At 72.4% G+C, this 18,148-nt stretch carries 17 protein-coding genes; 13 read left to right on the top strand and 4 right to left on the bottom strand.

The features are described 5' to 3' along the window. The first annotated feature begins 26 nt into the window (after window positions 1-26). Entirely contained in the window at window positions 27-1,259 is a 1,233-nt protein-coding gene (locus tag ACZ4MU_RS07000) for an FG-GAP-like repeat-containing protein (protein ID WP_467871916.1), read from the top strand. Between the two features lie 7 nt (window positions 1,260-1,266). Here ACZ4MU_RS07000 and ACZ4MU_RS06995 read toward each other — a convergent pair whose 3' ends face one another. Beyond that, window positions 1,267-2,895 carry an N-acyl-D-amino-acid deacylase family protein gene (locus tag ACZ4MU_RS06995; RefSeq protein WP_467872267.1) on the bottom strand — a complete coding sequence of 543 codons (1,629 nt, stop codon included), beginning with the start codon at window positions 2,893-2,895 and terminating at the stop codon, window positions 1,267-1,269. Between the two features lie 8 nt (window positions 2,896-2,903). After that, window positions 2,904-4,172, bottom strand: a complete 1,269-nt coding sequence (locus ACZ4MU_RS06990) for an amino acid deaminase (protein ID WP_467871913.1) — start codon at window positions 4,170-4,172, stop codon at window positions 2,904-2,906. A gap of 172 nt (window positions 4,173-4,344) precedes the next feature. Here ACZ4MU_RS06990 and ACZ4MU_RS06985 point away from each other — a divergent pair, with 172 nt between their 5' ends. The 3 genes from ACZ4MU_RS06985 to ACZ4MU_RS06975 are packed head-to-tail and all read left to right on the top strand — an operon-like array spanning window position 4,345 to window position 6,563. Beyond that, window positions 4,345-5,364, top strand: coding sequence for a sugar kinase (locus ACZ4MU_RS06985; protein ID WP_467872264.1), 1,020 nt, complete (start codon window positions 4,345-4,347; stop codon window positions 5,362-5,364). After that, entirely contained in the window at window positions 5,361-6,116 is a 756-nt protein-coding gene (locus ACZ4MU_RS06980) for an IclR family transcriptional regulator (protein WP_467871911.1), read from the top strand. Before ACZ4MU_RS06985 ends, ACZ4MU_RS06980 begins: the two co-directional genes overlap by 4 nt. A 15-nt stretch (window positions 6,117-6,131) precedes the next feature. Beyond that, complete coding sequence (locus ACZ4MU_RS06975) at window positions 6,132-6,563, top strand: RidA family protein (protein WP_467871909.1); 432 nt, start codon at window positions 6,132-6,134, stop codon at window positions 6,561-6,563. 90 nt (window positions 6,564-6,653) lie between these two features. On the opposite strand, the gene ACZ4MU_RS06970 is transcribed toward ACZ4MU_RS06975, so the two are convergent. Beyond that, window positions 6,654-8,033 carry a M14 family metallopeptidase gene (locus ACZ4MU_RS06970; protein WP_467871906.1) on the bottom strand — a complete coding sequence of 460 codons (1,380 nt, stop codon included), beginning with the start codon at window positions 8,031-8,033 and terminating at the stop codon, window positions 6,654-6,656. Between the two features lie 398 nt (window positions 8,034-8,431). Here ACZ4MU_RS06970 and ACZ4MU_RS06965 point away from each other — a divergent pair, with 398 nt between their 5' ends. Then, window positions 8,432-9,274: a S1 family peptidase gene (locus ACZ4MU_RS06965; RefSeq protein WP_467871903.1), complete on the top strand. Its 843-nt coding sequence runs from the start codon at window positions 8,432-8,434 to the stop codon at window positions 9,272-9,274. Window positions 9,275-9,322: 48 nt separating this feature from the next. Here ACZ4MU_RS06965 and ACZ4MU_RS06960 read toward each other — a convergent pair whose 3' ends face one another. Further along, a complete protein-coding gene (locus ACZ4MU_RS06960; RefSeq protein WP_467871901.1) occupies window positions 9,323-11,128 on the bottom strand; it encodes a chitinase in 1,806 nt (601 codons plus the stop codon). Window positions 11,129-11,253: 125 nt separating this feature from the next. On the opposite strand from ACZ4MU_RS06960, the gene ACZ4MU_RS06955 reads away from it, so the two are divergent. From ACZ4MU_RS06955 to ACZ4MU_RS06920, 8 genes are all read left to right on the top strand, one after another. Then, window positions 11,254-12,105, top strand: a complete 852-nt coding sequence (locus ACZ4MU_RS06955; protein ID WP_467871899.1) for a hypothetical protein — start codon at window positions 11,254-11,256, stop codon at window positions 12,103-12,105. A 67-nt stretch (window positions 12,106-12,172) separates the two neighbouring features. Then, window positions 12,173-12,877, top strand: coding sequence for a Flp pilus assembly protein CpaB (gene cpaB, locus ACZ4MU_RS06950; protein WP_467871897.1), 705 nt, complete (start codon window positions 12,173-12,175; stop codon window positions 12,875-12,877). 7 nt (window positions 12,878-12,884) lie between these two features. After that, a complete protein-coding gene (locus tag ACZ4MU_RS06945; protein WP_467871894.1) occupies window positions 12,885-14,120 on the top strand; it encodes an AAA family ATPase in 1,236 nt (411 codons plus the stop codon). A 5-nt stretch (window positions 14,121-14,125) separates the two neighbouring features. Then, on the top strand, window positions 14,126-14,506 hold the full coding sequence (locus ACZ4MU_RS06940; protein ID WP_467871891.1) for a TadE/TadG family type IV pilus assembly protein: 381 nt from the start codon (window positions 14,126-14,128) through the stop codon (window positions 14,504-14,506). Continuing rightward, window positions 14,503-14,940: a TadE/TadG family type IV pilus assembly protein gene (locus ACZ4MU_RS06935; protein ID WP_467871889.1), complete on the top strand. Its 438-nt coding sequence runs from the start codon at window positions 14,503-14,505 to the stop codon at window positions 14,938-14,940. Before ACZ4MU_RS06940 ends, ACZ4MU_RS06935 begins: the two co-directional genes overlap by 4 nt. Window positions 14,941-14,957: 17 nt before the next feature. After that, a complete protein-coding gene (locus tag ACZ4MU_RS06930) occupies window positions 14,958-16,295 on the top strand; it encodes a CpaF family protein (RefSeq protein ID WP_467871887.1) in 1,338 nt (445 codons plus the stop codon). An 8-nt stretch (window positions 16,296-16,303) separates the two neighbouring features. After that, on the top strand, window positions 16,304-17,242 hold the full coding sequence (locus tag ACZ4MU_RS06925) for a type II secretion system F family protein (protein ID WP_467871884.1): 939 nt from the start codon (window positions 16,304-16,306) through the stop codon (window positions 17,240-17,242). A 10-nt stretch (window positions 17,243-17,252) separates the two neighbouring features. Then, window positions 17,253-18,140, top strand: a complete 888-nt coding sequence (locus ACZ4MU_RS06920; protein ID WP_467871881.1) for a DUF5936 domain-containing protein — start codon at window positions 17,253-17,255, stop codon at window positions 18,138-18,140. Window positions 18,141-18,148: the final 8 nt, after the last annotated feature.

The following is an 18,148-nucleotide window of genomic DNA, read 5'->3' as shown; positions in this document are numbered from 1 at the left end:
CTCTGATTCCGAACGGAGTCCGGCCCATGCTCGGCACCACCTCGGCCCGGCGTCTGATCGGCACGGCCACCGCCGTCGCCGCGTCGCTGGCCACCCTCCTCTCCGCTGCCCCGCAGGCGGCGGCCGCGGAGAACTACGACCGCTGCCCGGCGGGGAAGCTCTGCGTGTTCCAGTACGGGAACTTCACGGGCAAGATGGAGATCGTCTCCTCCAGCCGCCCCACCCTCGGCATCTGGAACAACTCGATCTCGTCCTTCGTCAACAACAGCGACCTCTACGTCGCGCTGGCCACGGAGGCGAACTACGAGGGCGAGCGCTACTACATCCGCCCGCACAGCGGCCCCAACGACCTCACCGGCGGCACCATCGGCCGCACGTGGGACAACAAGGTCAGCTCCCTCCGCATGGCGACCACCGACTACGAGGTCACCCAGGGCGTGCCGTGGATGGAATGGTTCGTCCAGGACGAGGAGAAGCGGCCCGCCGGGCTGCCGGCGGTCGCGCAGTTCGGCGACCTGAACAACGACGCCCGCCCCGACCTGCTGGAGCGCGCGGACGACGGGCGGCTGTGGTTCCTGTCGGGTGCCGGAGACGCCAACTGGGTGACCAAGGGCAAACTCGTCGGCGGCGGCTGGAACGCGATGACCCAGCTCACCCGGCACGGCGACTACAACGGGGACGGCAAGGAGGACATCTACGCCCGTGACCGCTCCGGCCTCCTGTGGTTCTACCCGGGCCGCGGCGACGGCGCCTTCGGTGACCGCGTCAAGGTCGGCGGCGGCTGGAACACGATGCGCGAGATCAGCGCGGCGGGCGACCTCGACGGCGACGGCCGCCGGGACCTGCTGGCCCGGGACACCTCCGGGGTGCTGTGGTCCTACCCCGGCAACGGCCGGGGCACCTTCGGCGACCGGCTGAAGGTCGGCGGCGGCTGGAACGCCATGAACCAGCTCGCCTCGCCCGGTGACCTCAACGGCGACGGCAAGGCGGACCTCGCGGCCCGGGACGGGTCCCGGAACCTGTGGCTGTACCCGGGCAACGGCCGGGGCACCTTCGGCGGCCGCACCAAGCTCCCGTACGCCTGGCCCGCCGACGCCCCGGTGCTGGCCACCGGTGACGTCAACGGGGACGGGGTCGCGGACCTGATGCGGCCCATCAACTACCAGCTGTTCGCCTACCACGGCGACGGGCACGGCGGGCTCGGCAGCCCGGCGGCGGACATGCTCTGGGACACCGCCCGTAACGTGCGCGTGTTCTGACATCAGGTCAAGTGCCTGCCGGGGTGGGCGTTCTGCGGACCGCCCGCCCCGCCAGCACGTCCGTACGCCGCCCGTCCTCGATGACGAACCTGCCGTCGATCAGGACGTACGGGATGCCGGCGGGCGGGGTCCTGGGCCGCTCGAAGGTGGCACCCGCCGCGACCGTCTCCGGGTCGAACAGGACGAGGTCCGCGCGGTGGCCCTCCCGGACCCGGCCCCGGTCGGTGAGCCGCAGCCGGGCCGCCGGGCGCGACGTCAGATGGGCGACCATCTCCTCCAGGGAGAGGATGCCCAGGTCACGAGCGTAGTGGCCCAGGTAGTGCGGGAACGTGCCGTAGGCACGCGGATGCGGCTTGGCGCCCTGGAGGATCCCGTCGCTGCCGCCGGTGTGGACGCGGTGGCGCATGATCGCCCGGACGTTCTCCTCGTGGCCCACGTGCTGGAGGATCGTCGGGCCGAGGCGGTCCTCGATCAGCAGCCGACGGGCGGTCGCCCACGGCGTCTCGCCGCGCTCGCGCGCGGACCGGGCGACCGTCCTGCCCACGAAGGACGCGAGGGCCGGATCGCCCACGCCGGAGATCTCGATCGTCTCCCAGTCGACGGGCACCCCGTGGCAGCCGTCCGCCCCGACCACCTCCAGGTCGTGGCGGACGCGCTCGGCCGTCGCCCCGTCCCGCAGCCGCGCGAGCACCGCCTCGGGCCCGCCCGCACCCGCCCAGCTCGGCAGCACCGCCGCGAGCGTCGTACAGCCCGGGGTGTACGGATAGGTGTCCAGCGTGATGTCCGAGCCGCCGGCCAGTGCCCGCTCCAGCAGGGCGAGCAGCTCGGGGGCGCGGCCCTCGTTGACGCCGAAGTTCATCGTGGCGTGCGCCAGGTGCAGCGCGCAGCCCGCCGCGCGGGTGAGCTCCACCATCTCCTCGTACGCGCGCAGGGCGCCCGCGCCGTAGGAGCGGTGGTGGGGGCAGTAGTAGCCGCCGTACTGGGCCACCACCTCGCACAGCGCGGTCAGTTCGGCGTCCGGGGCGTACATGCCGGGCGTGTAGGTGAGCCCGGAGGACAGGCCGACCGCGCCCTGCTCCAGGCCCTCGGCCACCAGCCGCCGCATCCGGTCCAGCTCCCGGGGCGTGGCCGCCCGGTCCTCCCAGCCCACCGCGTACATCCGGACCGTGCCCTGGGGGACCAGATAGGCGGCGTTGACGGCGATGCCCTCGCCGCCGAAGCCGTGGTCGAGACGGTCCAGGTACTCGCCGACCGTGCGCCAGTCGAAGTCGAGGCCGGTGTCCCCGGGCGCGCCGCCGTTCCATCCGGCGACGGCCGTGCGCACCTCGGTCAGGGTGCGGTCGTCGACGGGCGCGTACGAGAGCCCGTCCTGCCCGAGGACTTCGAGCGTGACGCCCTGCGCGGCCTTGGCGCTGTGGTCCGGATCGCGCAGCAGCGCCAGGTCGGAGTGGGCGTGCATGTCGATGAATCCCGGGGCCAGGACGAGTCCGTCGCCGTCCAGGACCCGGGTCCCGGAGAGCCGGGGCCCGTCGCGGCGCAGCTCCGCGATCCGGCCCTCCCGGATGCCGACATCGGCGCGGTAGGAGGGGCCCCCGCCGCCGTCGATCACCCGGGTACCACGGACGACGAGGTCCAGCAGGGCCATCAGAAATAGGTGCGGATGTAGTCGACGACCGTGCCGTCCGCCTCCACGAGCGGGATCAGCGGCCACTTGTCGAAGCTGGTGCACGGGTGGGAGAGGCCGAGCCCCACCCAGTCGCCGACCTCCAGCTCCACGCCCGGGTCGGTGCGCAGCCAGGCGTGCTGGTCGGAGAGGGCGGTGACCTCGATCCCCGTCGCGGGGCGCTCGGTCCCGTCCGCCCCGCGCACCACCTGCGCCTCGGGCAGGTCGAGGTCGTGCGCCGCGTCCCGCTTGCCCGCGTTCACGAACGCCTGGCCGGGCCCGGGCCGCGAGACCACCTGCGCCCACAGCCGGAAGGCGGGGTGCAGCTCGCCCTCCTCCGGGACGCGGTTGAAGGGCGTGACGCGGCGGTACTGGCCGTCGTCATGGCTGACGTACGCCCCCGAGCGAAGCAACTTCAGTACGGGAAGGGAGAGTTCGGGAAGCTGGGCGAAGACCTCCGCCACCGCGTCGAACCAGGCGCTGCCGCCCGCGCTGATGACGATCTCGTCCAGGCCCGCCCCCGAGAAGCGGTCCGCCTTGTCGAATTCGGCGGCCAGCGCGGTCAGTCTGCGCAGCCAGGCCGTGACACGCTCCGGGGTGGCCCCCGGGACCTCGGCCTCGTACCCCGCCACGCCCACCAGGCGCAGGGTGCGGGTGGCGGCCACGGCGTCGGCGACCGCCGTGCACTCGGCCTCGGTACGGGCGCCGGTGCGGGCGCCCTCGCCCGCGCCCAGCTCGACCACCACGTCCACCGGCCGGGCCGCCCCGGTCAGCGCCGCGTCCATCAGCTCGACCCCGCGCACCGAGTCCACGTAGCAGATGAACCGGAAGTCGGCGTCCCGGGCCAGCTCGGCGGCGATCCACTTCAGGGCCGCCGCGTCCACCAGCTCGTTGCCGAGGAAGATCCGCTCGACGCCGAACGCACGGGCCACGCGCACCTGGTGGGGCACGGCCAGGGTGATGCCCCAGGCGCCGTGGTCGAGCTGGCGGGCGAAGAGTCCGGGGGCCATGGAGGTCTTGCCGTGCGGGGCGAAGGCGAGACCGTGCCGGGTCGTGTACGTCTCCATCAGCGCCAGGTTGTGCTCCAGGCGCTCGGCGGAGAGGGCGAGGACGGGGGTGGTGAAGCCGTCCGTGAAGAGGTTGCGGCGCTGGGCGGCCAGCTCGCCGACGGTCAGACCGTCGGCGTCCGGGGGCAGCCCCTTGAAGCGGTGGTCGACGCGCTCTTCGGCCAGTCCTGCCAGGAACCCCATGGAAGCCTCCGTGATCGCTGCTGCGCCGCACGTTGCACCATGTGCAACGCCCGTTGCGTATCTCGCTGACCGCTGTCTAACATCCGGGCCAACGCGGGGTCAATGGTGAGCCGGGTCAGGGGGAAGGGAGCGCCGACGGGTGGACGTGGATGCGGTCTGTCTCGGGGAGTCCATGGTCGCGTTCCTGCCCGCCCGGCCGGGGCGCCTCGCCGATGTGCCCTCCTTCGAACGGGGGGTCGGCGGCGCCGAGTCCAATGTGGCGTGCGCGCTGGCGGGCGCCGGGCACACGGTGAAGTGGGTCAGCCGGGTGGGCGCGGACGGCTTCGGGGACCATCTGGTCTCGGCGGTCGGCGCGTACGGCGTGGACACGTCCGGGGTGCGCCGGGACCCGGGACGCCCGACCGGCGTGTACTTCCGCACGGCCGACGACCGCGCGGACGGGACGCACGAGGTCGCGTACTACCGGGCCGGATCGGCCGCCTCCGCGCTGTCCGTGGCGAACGTGCCGTGGGATTCCGTGTGGTCCGGGCGGGTGCTGCATCTCTCCGGCATCACCGCCGCGCTGTCGGACGACTGCCTGGAGCTGATGCGGACGCTGCTGGCGCGCCGCCCGGGGCGCCCACTGGTGTCCTTCGACGTCAACCACCGGGCGGGGCTGTGGCGTCCGGGCTCCGATCCCCGGGTGTCGCTGGAGCTGGCGCGGGGCGCGGACGTGGTGTTCGTGGGGGAGGACGAGGCGGAGGAGGCGTGGGGGGTGCGGGGCGTGTCGGCGGTGCGGGCGGCTCTGCCGGGGGTGGGGGTGGTGGTGGTGAAGCGGGGCGCCCTGGGGGTGACCGTGTTCGAGTTCCCCAACCCGCCCCTTCCCGAAAGCCTCCGGCGGTCGTCGGACGGCCCGCAGCCCAACGTCACCGTCGTCCCCGCCCCCCGCGTCCACGTCGTCGCCCCCACCGGCGCCGGGGACGCCTTCGCCGCCGGGTTCCTGCACGCCACCCTGCGCGGGCTGCCCGCACGGGAGCGGGCGCGGCACGGGCACCTCATGGCCGCGGCCGTGCTCACCGTGCCCGGCGACCACACCGCCCCGCCCGCCCGCGCCCACGCCGACCGGCTCGCCGCCCTGGACGACGACGCCTGGGGGAGACTTCGACTCGGCCCCGGCTGGACGGGGGAGGAAAGGGAGGTACGTACGCCATGAGCCAGACCGTCGACCGGGCGCTGAGCATCCTGCCGCTGCTGGCGCAGGGCCCCGCCGACCTCGGCCGGGTCGCCGAGCGGCTCGGGGTGCACAAGTCGACCGCCCTGCGGCTGCTGCGCACCCTGCACGAGCACGGCCTCGTCTACCGGCAGGAGGACCAGCGCTACCGCCTCGGCGCGCGGCTGTTCGCGCTCGCCCAGGAGGCCGTCGAGAACCTCGACGTACGGGAGATCGCCCACCCCCACCTCGTCGCGCTCAACGAGCGGATCGGGCACACCGTCCACCTCGCGGTGTACGAGGACGGCGAGGTGCTCTACATCGACAAGGTGGAGAGCCGCTATCCCGTCCGGATGTACTCGCGGATCGGCAAGCCCGTCGCCATCACGGTGGCCGCCGTCGCCAAGCTGCTCCTCGCCGACCTGCCGGAGCCCGAGCGCCGGGCGGTCGCCGACCGGCTCGACTACCCCCTGTACACGTCCCGTTCGACGCCGAACGCCGCCGCGTTCCTGAAGGAGCTCGCGGCCGTACGGGACCAGGGCTGGGCCGGCGACCTCGGCGGCCACGAGGAGTCCATCAACTGCGTGGCCGCGCCGGTGACGGGCACGGACGGCCGCGTGGTCGCCGCGATGTCCGTCTCCGCGCCGAACGTCGTCGTCACCGCCGAAGGACTCCTGGCCCTGCTCCCGCTGGTGCGCCGCACCGCGGAGGCCATCAGCCGGGAGTACTCCGGCGCCGCCCCCGAAACCCCGTAAGAGAAGAGGCAGTCCATGACCGCGAAGAGCAACGGGCACGAGAAGACCGCCCTGGTCCCCGCCACCCACACCACCCCGCCCGCGAAGTTCTCGCACGGCGTGCGCAAGGGCAACATCCTCCAGGTCGCCGGCCAGGTCGGGTTCCTCCCGGCGGCCGGCGGCCAGGCACCCGTCGTCGCCGGCCCCACCCTGCGCGAGCAGACCCTCCAGACCTTCGCCAACGTCAAGGCGGTCCTGGAGGAGGGCGGCGCCACCTGGGACGACGTGATGATGATGCGCGTCTACCTCACCGACGTCGACCACTTCGCCGAGATGAACGAGATCTACAACGCGTACTTCGAGGACCAGGAGCTGAAGGCCCCCGCCTCGGCACGCACGACGGTGTACGTGGGCCTCCCCCCGGGCCTGCTCATCGAAATCGACGCCCTGGCGGTCCTGGACGCCTGACGACCGCGCACAGCCCTCGGGAGAGACCCGCTCCCCTCACCGCCGCCCCCAGAGGGTTCAGGGAGGGGGCGGGGTGGGGGCAAACACGCCTTACGTACCGGCGCAGTACTGCGCCTCCTTGCCGATCGACCGGTACATGCAGTCCGCGTTCTCCAGCAACTGCAGCACCGCGTCCCGGTTCCGCGAAGTCTCCCGCTCGATCACCTCGTCCGGCGGGTAGAACCCGCCCCCGGCCCCGGACTCACCCGGATACATCTCGAAGGTGAAGTCGAAGATCTTCTGGGCGCCCCAGAGGTAGTCGTCTATCGTCCCGTCCGTGATGTACAGGTCACTGGACTGCTCCGGGGTGTACCCGTTGGACGCCGCCATCTTCCCGCCCACCGCCGCGAACGCGTCGTGGTCGTCCTTGGTCAGCCCCGTCGCCGTGTCGTTGTACGTGTAGCCGAACGGCCACAGCACCAGCTCGCTGTAGGTGTGGAAGTCGATCCCCGCCTTGATCTGCTGCTTCCCGCCCACCACGCGGCTGCGCGCGAAGTCGGCGACGACCTTCACCTCGGGCGCGGACTCGGCCGCCGAGCCGCGGTACGTCTCGGACCCCTTGCTGCCCGAGGACCCGCCGCAGCAGCCCCACTTGTAGTTCCAGTTGCGGTTCAGGTCCGTACCGACGTACGAAGAACCGGAGTTGGGCTGGCGGTTCTTGCGCCAGCTGCGGTAGGAGCCGGTGGCGATGTCGTACTCCCCGCCGTCCGGGTTCAGGTCCGGCACGATCCAGATCTCGCGGTTGTTCACCATGTTGGTGATCCGCGAGTCCTGCCCGTACCCCGCGCCGAACTCCCGCAGCAGATACAGCGCCATCTCCACCGTCAGGTGCTCACGGGCGTGCTGGTGGAAGGTGAACAGCACCTCCGGCTCGTTCTCGTCCACGGCCACGTTGTCGCTGACCTTGACGGCGACGATGTCCCGGCCCTGGTACGACTTGCCGATCACGCGTCTGCTCATGATCGAGGGGTACTGGGCGAGGCGCTGGTCGATCTCCGAGGTCATCTCGGCGTAGTTGTGGTACCTGGAGTCCGCGGACGGGAAGTCGAAGGGCACCGCCTTCAGGCCGCCCGTGCGGTCGGGCGGCCCGGGCAGCGCCTTGAGCGGATAGCCGAGCGCGCGCAGGTTCCGCGCCTGCCCGGCATCGGCGCTGACCACGACGGTGTGCTCGCGCACCTCGTCGATGGAGACCCCGGTGGCCGCGAGGGCGGTGCGCGCGGCGGGGGTGGACGGGCCGTGGATCTCGTACTGGACGGTGGTCTCGTCGGCGGCCACGTCCGCGCGCTCGCGCGCGGAGGGTCCCGGGGACGCGGTGGCGTGGGAGGTCAGCGGGGCGGCCAGCGCCATCGCCAGGAGGGCCGCGAGACCCGCCGAACGTCTGGCACCGCCGCGCGGCGCGTGGGTGGCGCGCGTACGCGTACGAAGTCGCATGAATGCTCCTGGGGATCCAGAGGTGGGGGTGTTCATGTCGACGTTGCTGGGGTGGTGCGTCGCACCCTGAGCTTCTGGGCATGGCATGTCAGCGTCAAGGTGCGCCGTTCCTCACCCGGTCCGGGTGGGCGATATCCCGTCAAGGTCGTTCCGGCGCGACTCCATGGAGTGCATGGTGCTCGCCGGAGCCGCGGATCCGATCGTCCGACCGGTCCCGGTGGGCCGTACGGGCGTACGGGATGCCCCGTGCCGCTCCTTCCGGGCGCCGCGCGCGTACGGACGAGCGGCCGGTCCGACTGGCCCGAACCCGACGGTTGCCCCCGGGGGTTGGAGCGCCCAACAATGCTCATGACAATTTCAGGACTCACTCCTGAAACCCTTCAGAGGGGAACCCCCACATGAAGAAGCCTCTCGTCGGCACGGCGCTGGCCCTGCTGCTGGTCGGAGCGGGCGCGGCACCGGTCGTCGCGGCGCCGCACACCCACAGCGGCGCCAAGGCGACGGTCAAGGCGGTCGACTTCGCCGGAACGGTCGCGCTCAGCAACTGTTCCGGGTCGCTGATCCGCACCCCGAGCTCCCAGCCGAACGACCCCGCTCTCATCCTCTCGAACGGCCACTGCCTGGAGACCGGCTTCCCGGCCGTCGGCGAGGTCATCACCGACCAGCCCTCCTCGCGCAGCTTCTCGCTGCTCAACGGCTCGGGCAGCAAGGTCGGTACCCTGCGGGCCACCAAGGTCAGCTACGCGACGATGACCGACACCGACATCACGGTCTACCAGCTGAGCAAGACGTACGCGCAGATCCAGAGCCAGTACGGGATCGGCGCGCTCACCCTCAACGACCAGCACCCGGTCGCGGGCACCGCCATCAAGGTGGTCTCCGGCTACTGGAAGCGCACCTACAGCTGCAACATCGACGGGTTCGCGTACCGGCTCAAGGAGGGCGACTGGACCTGGAAGGACTCGGTCCGCTACACCTCCGCCTGTCAGACCATCGGCGGCACCTCCGGCTCCCCGGTCATCGACACGGCCACCGGCAAGGTGGTCGCGGTGAACAACACCGGCAACGAGGACGGCCAGCGCTGCACCGAGAACAACCCGTGCGAGGTGGACCAGAACGGCAACGTCACCGTCCACTACAAGATCAACTACGCCCAGGAGACGTACATCATCGTCCCCTGCATAGGCACCGGCAACCGGGTCGACCTGAGCCGCCCGGGCTGCACCCTGCCCAAGCCGTGAGCACGAGGGTCTCCCCGCGCCCCCTTCCGGGCGCGGGGAGGCCCGCCGCTAGGGCAGGGCGTGGACGTGCGGTCCCACCGCGTTCGACCAGGCGTTGCCGGACTTGGCGTCCCAGTTGGTCGACCAGGTCATGGCGCCGCGCAGCCCCGGCCAGGTCCGCGGGGGCTTGAACGAGCCGCAGTTGGTCCCGGCGGTCAGGCAGTCCAGGGCCGCGTTCACCACCGACGGGGAGACATAGCCGCTGCCCGCGCCGCTGGTGGAGGCGGGCAGACCGAGGCCCACCTGGGAGGGGTCGAGGCCGCCCTGGAGCTGGATGCAGGCGAGCGCGGTCAGGAAGTCGACCGAGCCCTGCGAGTAGACCTTGCCGTCGCAGCCCAGCATCGAACCGCTGTTGTAGTACTGCATGTTGACGACGGTCAGGATGTCCTTGATGTTGAGCGCCGTCCTGAAGTACTCGCCCGACGTCGACTGCATGTCGATGGTCTGCGGCGCCATGGTGACGACGAGCCCGCTGCCCGCCTTCGACGACAGCGAGCGCAGGGCCTGCGTCATATAGGTCGAGTTGAGGCCGTTCTCCAGGTCGATGTCGACGCCGTCGAACCCGTATGCCCGCATCAGCGAGTAGACCGAGTTGGCGAAGTTCGTGGCCGACGTGGAGTCGTTGACCGACACCGTGCCGTTCTGGCCGCCGATGGAGATGATCACCGACTTGCCCGCCGCGTGCTTGGCGGCGATGTCCGCCTTGAACGCCTCGACGGTGTAGCCGCCGAGGCCGGCCGTGTCGAGGTTGAAGGTCACCTCGCCCGGCCTTCCGGTGGCGTCCGCGAAGGAGACCGCGATGATGTCGTAGGCCGCGGGCACGTCGCTGATCTTCTGGACGGTGGCGCCGTTGTTGAAGTTCTGCCAGTAGCCCGTCACCGCGTGCTTGGGCACGGTCCCGCCGCCCGGCGGGGTGCCGGTGGCCGAGGTCTTCGCGGTCACCGCCGCCGATTTGGGGGACTCCCCGGCGGCGTTGGCCGCGGTCACCTGGAACTGGTACGAGGTCGAGGCGCTCAGCCCGGACACGGTCGCCGAAGTGCCGCTCACCGACTGCACCTTGGCGCCGTCGCGGTAGACGTTGTATCCGGTCGCGCCCGAGGACGCGCCCCAGCTCAGGTCCACGGAGGAGGAGCTCACCGAGCCGACCGCGAGAGCGCCGGGGGCCGCCGGGACGGTCGGGGCCGGGTCGCCGCCCCCGCCGCCGTCCGGGCCGAAGACGGAGATGTCATCGGCGTAGTAGGCGCTCTGGCCGTACCAGCCGTGGGTGTAGACCTGCACGGAGGTGGTGGAGGGGCCGGTCCTGAACGTGGTCGACAGCTGGTTCCAGCCGCCGCCGGTGCCCGGCGTCCAGGTGGAGACGTCGCTGGTGCCGGTCCCGGAGGCGCCCAGGTAGACGTACGAGCCCTGCACCCAGGAGCTCAATGTGTACGTGGAGTTGGGCTTCACGGCGACGCTCTGGGCGCACTGGCCGGTGTCGGAGCCGGACGGACTCGCCTTGAGGGCGGCGGCTCCGCCGTGCACGGGCGAGGGGATGACGGACCCGCTGCCTGCCGTACAGCTCCAGCCCGTCAGGCCCGACTCGAAGCCCGCGTTGCGCGCGTTGTTGACGTCCGCCGCGTGGGCGGTGCCGGTGAGCCCGGCTATGGACAGGGCGCCTGCTACGGCAACGGCCAGGGCTACTCTGCCGCTTGCTCGTTTCACTTGCTGCCTCCGGTGGGGGAGTGGGGAGGGCGGTGGGGAGGGGAGCGCGCGCTGTGCGTACAAGTTGGTCCAGACCAATCGGGTTGTCAAGACCTCTGGCGTCCCTCGGGGCATCACAGAAACGAGAAGACTGTTCACGCGCAGCTATCTCGTGGATACAGTGCTGCTTCAGGGGGAAGTGCGGTGATCACGTACGGGTGACGGGGCCCCAACGGGGGCCGAGTGAACGGGGACTTGATGTGCCGACCGCGATAGCCGTCACCAGCCCGGACCTCGTCCTGCCCGCGGCCGATTCCCACACGCCGCCGCCCGCGGTCCTCTCGTCCCCCGACATCCAGCCCCTCGACGACGCGCTCGCCCACGCGCACCGCCTGCTCGACCTGCACGGCCATCTGGTCGTGCTGTACCCGCGGTCGCTCGCGCCCGCCCATGAACGGCGGCTGCACACGGTCCGCTCGATCCTGGAGAGCGACCGGATCGCGCTGGTCGCCTCGCCGCTGCCGCCGCTCGGCCTGGCCGTGCTCGCCCGCCAGCTGTGCCAGCTGTCGGTGTGCGACTTCAGCCCCGGGGTGCTCGCCTCCTCGGCCCGGCTGCTCGCGCACTATGTGCACGCCGGGGCCGTGCTCAACTCCGTCACCCGGCTCGACCGCGTCCCGGTCGGCCTCAAGGCCCACGCCAAGTCCTGGCTCCCCGGCAGCCAGTTCGCGGTCGTCGCCCACCCCGCGCCGCAGCTGGTGAGGATCGGCACGGGCGAACTGGAGGGCCCCGACTACGCCTGCCGGCTGCTGGTGGCGGGCGCGGCGGCTCCCGCCGAATGGGTCACCGTCCACCTCGCCGCCTCCTGGCAGGTCGGCGCGGTGCTCGAAGCCCCGCTGCCGGGGTATTCGCCCCAGTGGTGGGGGACGTCCAAGCTCACCGAGTTCGCCGCGTACCTCTCCGATCTGTCCGTGCTCTACCAGCTCGTGGCATCGGTACGACGGGAGTCGTGCCGGTGGTGCGGCATGGAACTGATCGGCGACCGCTGCGGGTTCTGCGCCTGCCCCGTCCCCGCCCCCGAGCACCGGCTGCCCGCGTCGGGTACGTACAGCTAGCCGCCGCGCAGCCCGCCCGGTGGCCCGTCCGCCCACTCCCACGTCATCGAACGAGGTCGTACGGTCAATGAACTCCCGTCAGCGCCGCGGCGTCATCCTCCTGCTGGTCTCGGTCCTGTGTGCCGCCGGGGCCTTCGCCGGGGTCCTCTCGGTGATCCACGACGCCGACTCCAAGGTCGGCCCCGAGGTGACGGCATACCGGGTGAAGAGCACCATCAAGCCCAACGCCGAACTGAGCGCCGACCTGTTCAGCCGGACGTCCATGCCGAAGCGGTGGCTCTCCCGCAACGCCGTCACCGATCTGTCCGCGATCCGCGGCAAGGTCGCCGCCGCCGCGCTGCGGCCCGGCTCGCTGCTCCAGTCCGACATGATCGCCGACCGGCCCGCACTGCGCCCCGGCGAGCAGGAGATCGCCATCATGATCGACGCGTCCACCGGCGTCGCGGGCAAGATCCGGCCCGGCTCCTCCGTCAACATCTTCGCCACCTTCGCCGCCGCCAAGCAGGGCGAAACCCCCCAGTCGAAGATCATCGTCTCCGGCGCCCGGGTCATCGCCGTCGGCGAGCTCACCCCCCTCAACCCCGGCCGCGACGACCGCAACAAGACCACGGAGGCCGTCCCGATCACCTTCGCCCTGGGCACGCTCGACGCCCAGCGGGTCGCGTACGCGGAGTCCTTCGCCCAGCACGTGCGGCTCGCGCTCGTCGCGCCCGGCGGCGACTCCACGGTGCCGCCCGGCGACCGTACGTACCGCCTCGAAAAGGACCAGTGAGGTTCGGATGACCACCAGGATCCTCCCGGCCGTCCAGGACGCCGACGCCGCCCGGTCCGTCACCACCCTGCTCAGCCAGCTCCCCGACGCCGAACCCGCCGCGCCCGTCGCGGACTCCACCCAGCTCCTGGACACCCTGGCCCGGCTCGCCGGGGACTCCCTGGACGAGCTGCCCGAGGTCGTCCTCGTCCACGAGCGCATCGGGCCCGTCCCCGCCCTCGACCTGGTGCGCGAGGTGGCCCTGCGCTTCCCCGCCGTCGGCGTCGTCCTGATCACCTCGGACGCGGGCCCGGGCCTGTTCGCCGCCGCCATGGACTGCGGCGCGCGCGGCCTGGTCACCCTGCCGCTGCACTACGAGGAGCTGGTCAGCCGGGTCCAGGCGGCCGCCCAGTGGTCGGTCGGCGTCCGCCGTCACCTCGGCGGCGGGGGCGAGGCGTCCAGCGGACCCGCCGGCACGCTCGTCACGGTCACCGGCGCCAAGGGCGGCGTCGGCGCCACCGTCACCGCGATCGAGCTCGCCCTCGCTGCCCGCGCCTCGGGCCGCACCACGGCCCTGGTCGACATGGACCTCCAGGCCGGGGACGTGGCCTCCTACCTCGACGTCCAGTTCCGCCGCTCCATCGCCGACCTCGCCGCCATCACCGACATCTCGCCCCGGGTCCTCCAGGACGCCCTCTTCAGCCACTCCACCGGCGTCGGCCTGCTGCTCGCCCCGGGCGACGGCGAACGGGCCGAGGAGGTGACCGACCGCGCGGCCCGCCAGGTCCTCTCCGCCCTGCGCCACCGCTACGAGGTGGTGGTCGCCGACTGCGGCACCCAGATGAACGCCGCCAACGCCGCCGCCGTGGAGATGGCCGACACCGCCCTGCTGGTCACCACCCCGGACGTGGTGTCGGTCCGGGCCGCCAAGCGGATCGTCCGGATGTGGGACCGCCTCCAGATCCGCAAGGCGGAGGAGACCACCACCGTGGTCAACCGGCACACCCGCGCCACCGAGATCCAGCCCGCGCTGGTCCAGAAGGTCACCGGCACCCGGGCCGCCCGCACCTCGGTCCCCGCCGCCTTCAAGGAGCTCCAGGCCGTCGTGGACGCGGGCCGGCTGCACGACCTGGACGCCAAGTCCACGGTGAAGCAGGCCCTGTGGGCGCTCGCGGGCGAACTGGGCCTGGTCAAGGGCGTCGGCCCCGCGCCGGAGAAGAGCGGCCGGGGCACCCTCGTCCTACGGCGCCGGGGGCACGGATGAGGGGCGTGACGACCGCCGCCGACCGGGACCGGGGCCAGATCGTGGTCGAGTTCACCGGCATGGTCCCGATCATCCTGGTGACCCTCGCCGCGATCTGGCAACTGGTGCTGACCGGGTACGCGTTCACCGTCGCCGGGCACGCGGCGGACGAGGGCGCCCGGGCGGGCGCGGCCAGGGACGGCGGCGCGGCGGCGTGCGCGGCGGCCGTGCGGGCGGCGGCGCCGGACGGCTGGGAGGTGTCCGCGCAGGAGTGCGGCGGCGGGGGGAAGGACGTCTTCACCGCCACCGTCGGCGTCCGGGTCCCGGTGCTCTTCCCCGGCGCGTTCACCGTGCCGCTCACCACCGTGCACGGGCACGCCGGTGCGGCCCGCGAGGAGGAGCCGTGAGGCGCCCGGGGCGCGGAGCCGTGAGGCGCCCGGCCCGGTGGGTCCGGTGGTGCCCCGGGGCCGGAAGCCGGGCCCGCGACCGTGGCTCGGCCGCCGTCGAGTACCTGGGCTTCCTGCCCCTGCTGCTGCTCGTCGCGCTCGCGGGCGTTCAGCTGGGACTCGCCGCGTACGCCGCCCAGCAGGCGGGGACGGCCGCCCGCGCCGCCGCCCGTACCGCCGCCCAGCAGGAGCGGGCGGGCGGGGCCGAACAGGCGGGCCGGGCGGCGGTCAGCGCCTGGGTGGCCCAGCGCAGCACCATCGGGGGGACCGGCGGCTGCCCCGGGGACGCGGTGACCGTCACCGTCACCGTCACCATCCCCTCCGTCTTCCCCGGCGTCGACGCCTTCGGCCCGGTCCACAGAAGCGCCACCATGCCCTGCGACGAGAGCAACTGACCGAGGAGGCACGCCACATGAGCCTGCGGGCCCGTATCACCGCCCCCGAGGAGAACCGGGGCGGCGAGGGCGACGCGCACCTCGTCGCCGCCTACCGGGGCAAGCTCCTGGAGGAGATCGACCTCGCCGAGATGTCCTCGCTCGCCGCCGCCGAGCGCCGGGCGCGGCTCGAACGCGTCCTCGGCCACATCCTCAGCCGCGAGGGCCCGGTCCTGTCCACCGCCGAGCGGGCCCAGCTGATCCGCCGCGTCGTCGACGAGGCGCTGGGCCTGGGCGTCCTGGAACCGCTCCTGGAGGACGCGTCCGTCACCGAGATCATGGTCAACGGCCCGGACCAGATCTATGTGGAGCGCGGCGGGCGGGTCGAGCGGCTGCCGATGCGGTTCGCCTCGCACGAGCAGCTGATGCAGACGATCGAGCGGATCGTGTCGACCGTCAACCGCCGCGTCGACGAGTCCAACCCGATGGTCGACGCCCGGCTGCCGTCCGGCGAGCGCGTCAATGTGATCATCCCGCCGCTCTCACTGACCGGCGCCACCCTCACCATCCGCCGCTTCCCGCGCTCCTTCACGCTCCCCGAGCTGATCGCCTTCGGCTCGCTCGACGAGCCGATGCTGATGCTGCTCGCCGGGCTGATCCAGGCCAAGTTCAACGTGATCGTCTCGGGCGCCACCGGCACCGGCAAGACGACCCTGCTCAACGCCCTGTCCGGGCTCATCCCCGAGCACGAGCGGATCATCACCATCGAGGACTCCGCCGAGCTCCAGCTCCAGCAGAACCATGTGATCCGCCTGGAGGCCCGCCCCGCCAACGTCGAGGGCAAGGGCCACGTCTCCATCCGCGACCTGGTCCGCAACTCGCTGCGTATGCGCCCCGACCGGATCGTGGTCGGCGAGGTGCGCGGCGGCGAGTCCCTCGACATGCTCCAGGCGATGTCCACCGGCCACGACGGCTCACTGGCCACCGTCCACGCCAACAGCGCCGAGGACGCCCTGATGCGCCTCCAGACGCTGGCCTCCATGTCCGAGATCAAGATCCCGTTCGAGGCGCTGCACGACCAGATCAACTCGGCCGTCGATGTCCTGGTCCAGCTCACCCGGCACGCGGACGGCTCCCGCCGGGTCACCGAGGTCGCCCTCCTCGACTCCTACGGCCGCGACCCCTACCGGCTCGCCACCGTCGCCCGCTTCGACCCCCGCCCGATGGCCGCCGACGGGCGCGTCCACGGCGAGTTCCGCCACTTCCCGCTCCCGCGCCGCGTCGCCGAACGCCTCTACCTGGCGGGCCAGCCCGTCCCGCAGGCCTTCGGCATCGCCTCCTTCGACGAACAGCTCGCCACCCGAGAGGCCAGGTAGCACCGCCCATGTCCGCACTCACCCAGCTGACGACCGGGGTCACCCTGCTCGCCTGCACGGCGGCGGTCGCCGGTGTGCACGTGTACGCCAGTGGCCGCGCCCAGCGCCGGGCCCTGGTCCAACGGCTCTCCACCGCCGGGGAGCCGGAGTCCGCCGGGCGCCGCCGGCCCTTCGCCGGGGTGGACCGCAGGCTGCGCCGCACCTCCGTCGGCCGGCGCGTCGCGCGCAAGCTGGCGGTGACCGGCCTGGACCTGAGCCCCGGCGAGTTCGCCGTCTACGTCCTGGCCGCCGTCATCGGGCTGTGGGTGGTGGCGGCCTCGGTGCTCGCCTCGTTCTTCGGCCCGCTCGCCGCGCTCGCCGGGCTGTGGGCCGCCAACACCTTCCTGAACTGGCAGCGCACCCGGCGTACCGAGGCCTTCATCAACCAGCTCCCCGAGATCTCCCGCGTGATCGCCAACGCCACCCAGGCCGGACTCGCCCTGCGCACCGCGATCGCCATGGCGGCGGACGAGCTGGAGGCCCCGGCGGGCGACGAGCTCAAGACCGTCGCCGACCAGCTCGCCGTCGGGCGCACCCTCGACGACGCGCTCGGCGAGCTGGCCACCCGGCTGCCCTCGCGCGAACTGGTCGTCCTCGTCTCGACGCTGATCCTCTCCAACCGGGCGGGCGGCACCGTCGTCCACTCGCTGCGCAACCTCACCACCACCCTGGAGGAGCGCAAGGAGACCCGCCGCGAGGTGCGCACCCAGCTCTCCCAGGTGAACACCACGGCGTACGCGGTCCCGGCCATCGGGGTCGGCGCGATGCTGCTCGTCAACCAGATCGCACCCGGTTCGCTCGCCAAGATGACCGGCACGTTCCTGGGCCAGGCGGCGGTCGTCGTGGCGCTCGCGCTCTACGCGCTGGGCTTCGTCGCGATCCGCCGCATCTCGAAGATCGACGTGTGAGGAGGCCGGCATGGAACTGATCCTGGGGCTCGTCGCCGCACTCGGCGTCCTGGGCGCCTTCCAGGGCGTACGGATGTACCGTGCCGAGGCCAGGCTCCCCGGCGACCTGGCCCTCGCCCTGGAGGTCGGCGCCACCCGCACCACCCGCACCGGCGGCGCCGTCGACCGCCTCGGCATCCGCTGGGCCCCGCTGGTCCTGCGGCTGATGGGCCCCGGGCGGGTCGCGGAGAAGCGGCGCAGGATCGACATGGCGGGCAACCCCGGTGGCCTGACCATCGACCGGTACGCGGCGCGGCGCGCGGTGTACGGGGCGCTGGGCGCGGTCGGCGCGGTGGTGATGGTCTCCGGCGGCAACTACCTCCTCGCGCTGCTGATGGTGGCGTTCGCGTACTACTGGGTCGAGGTCGGCATCTGGGCGGCAGTGCGCCGCCGCCGCGACGACATCGAGCGCACCCTGCCGGACTTCCTCGACGTGCTCGCCGTGGTGGTCTCCGCCGGACTGGGCTTCCGCCAGGCGCTGGAGCGGGTCGCGGAGAAGTACGAGGGGCCCTGGGCCGACGAGGTGCGGATCGCGCTGCGCCAGATGGACATGGGCGTCAGCCGCCGCCAGGCCTTCGACGACCTGCGCCGGCGCAACGACTCCGAGCAGGTCGCCATGTTCGTCACCGCGCTCCAGCAGGGCGAGGAGCTGGGCGCGCCCATCGTGGACACGTTGATCGCCATCGCCACGGACATGCGCCGCACCGACGCCCAGAACGCCCGCCGCAAGGCCGCCAAGGCGGTGCCCAAGGCGACGCTGATGGTCACCACGTTCATGGTGCCCGCCACCATGATCCTGATGGCCTCCGCGATGCTGCTCGGCTCCGAGGCCGACATCGGCTCGCTCACGGGGAAATGAGGGGGCCG

This window comes from Streptomyces sp. NPDC026377 (assembly GCF_055567715.1).
Note: the sequence above shows the minus strand (reverse complement) of the source record. Positions and strands in the feature narration are given on the sequence as shown.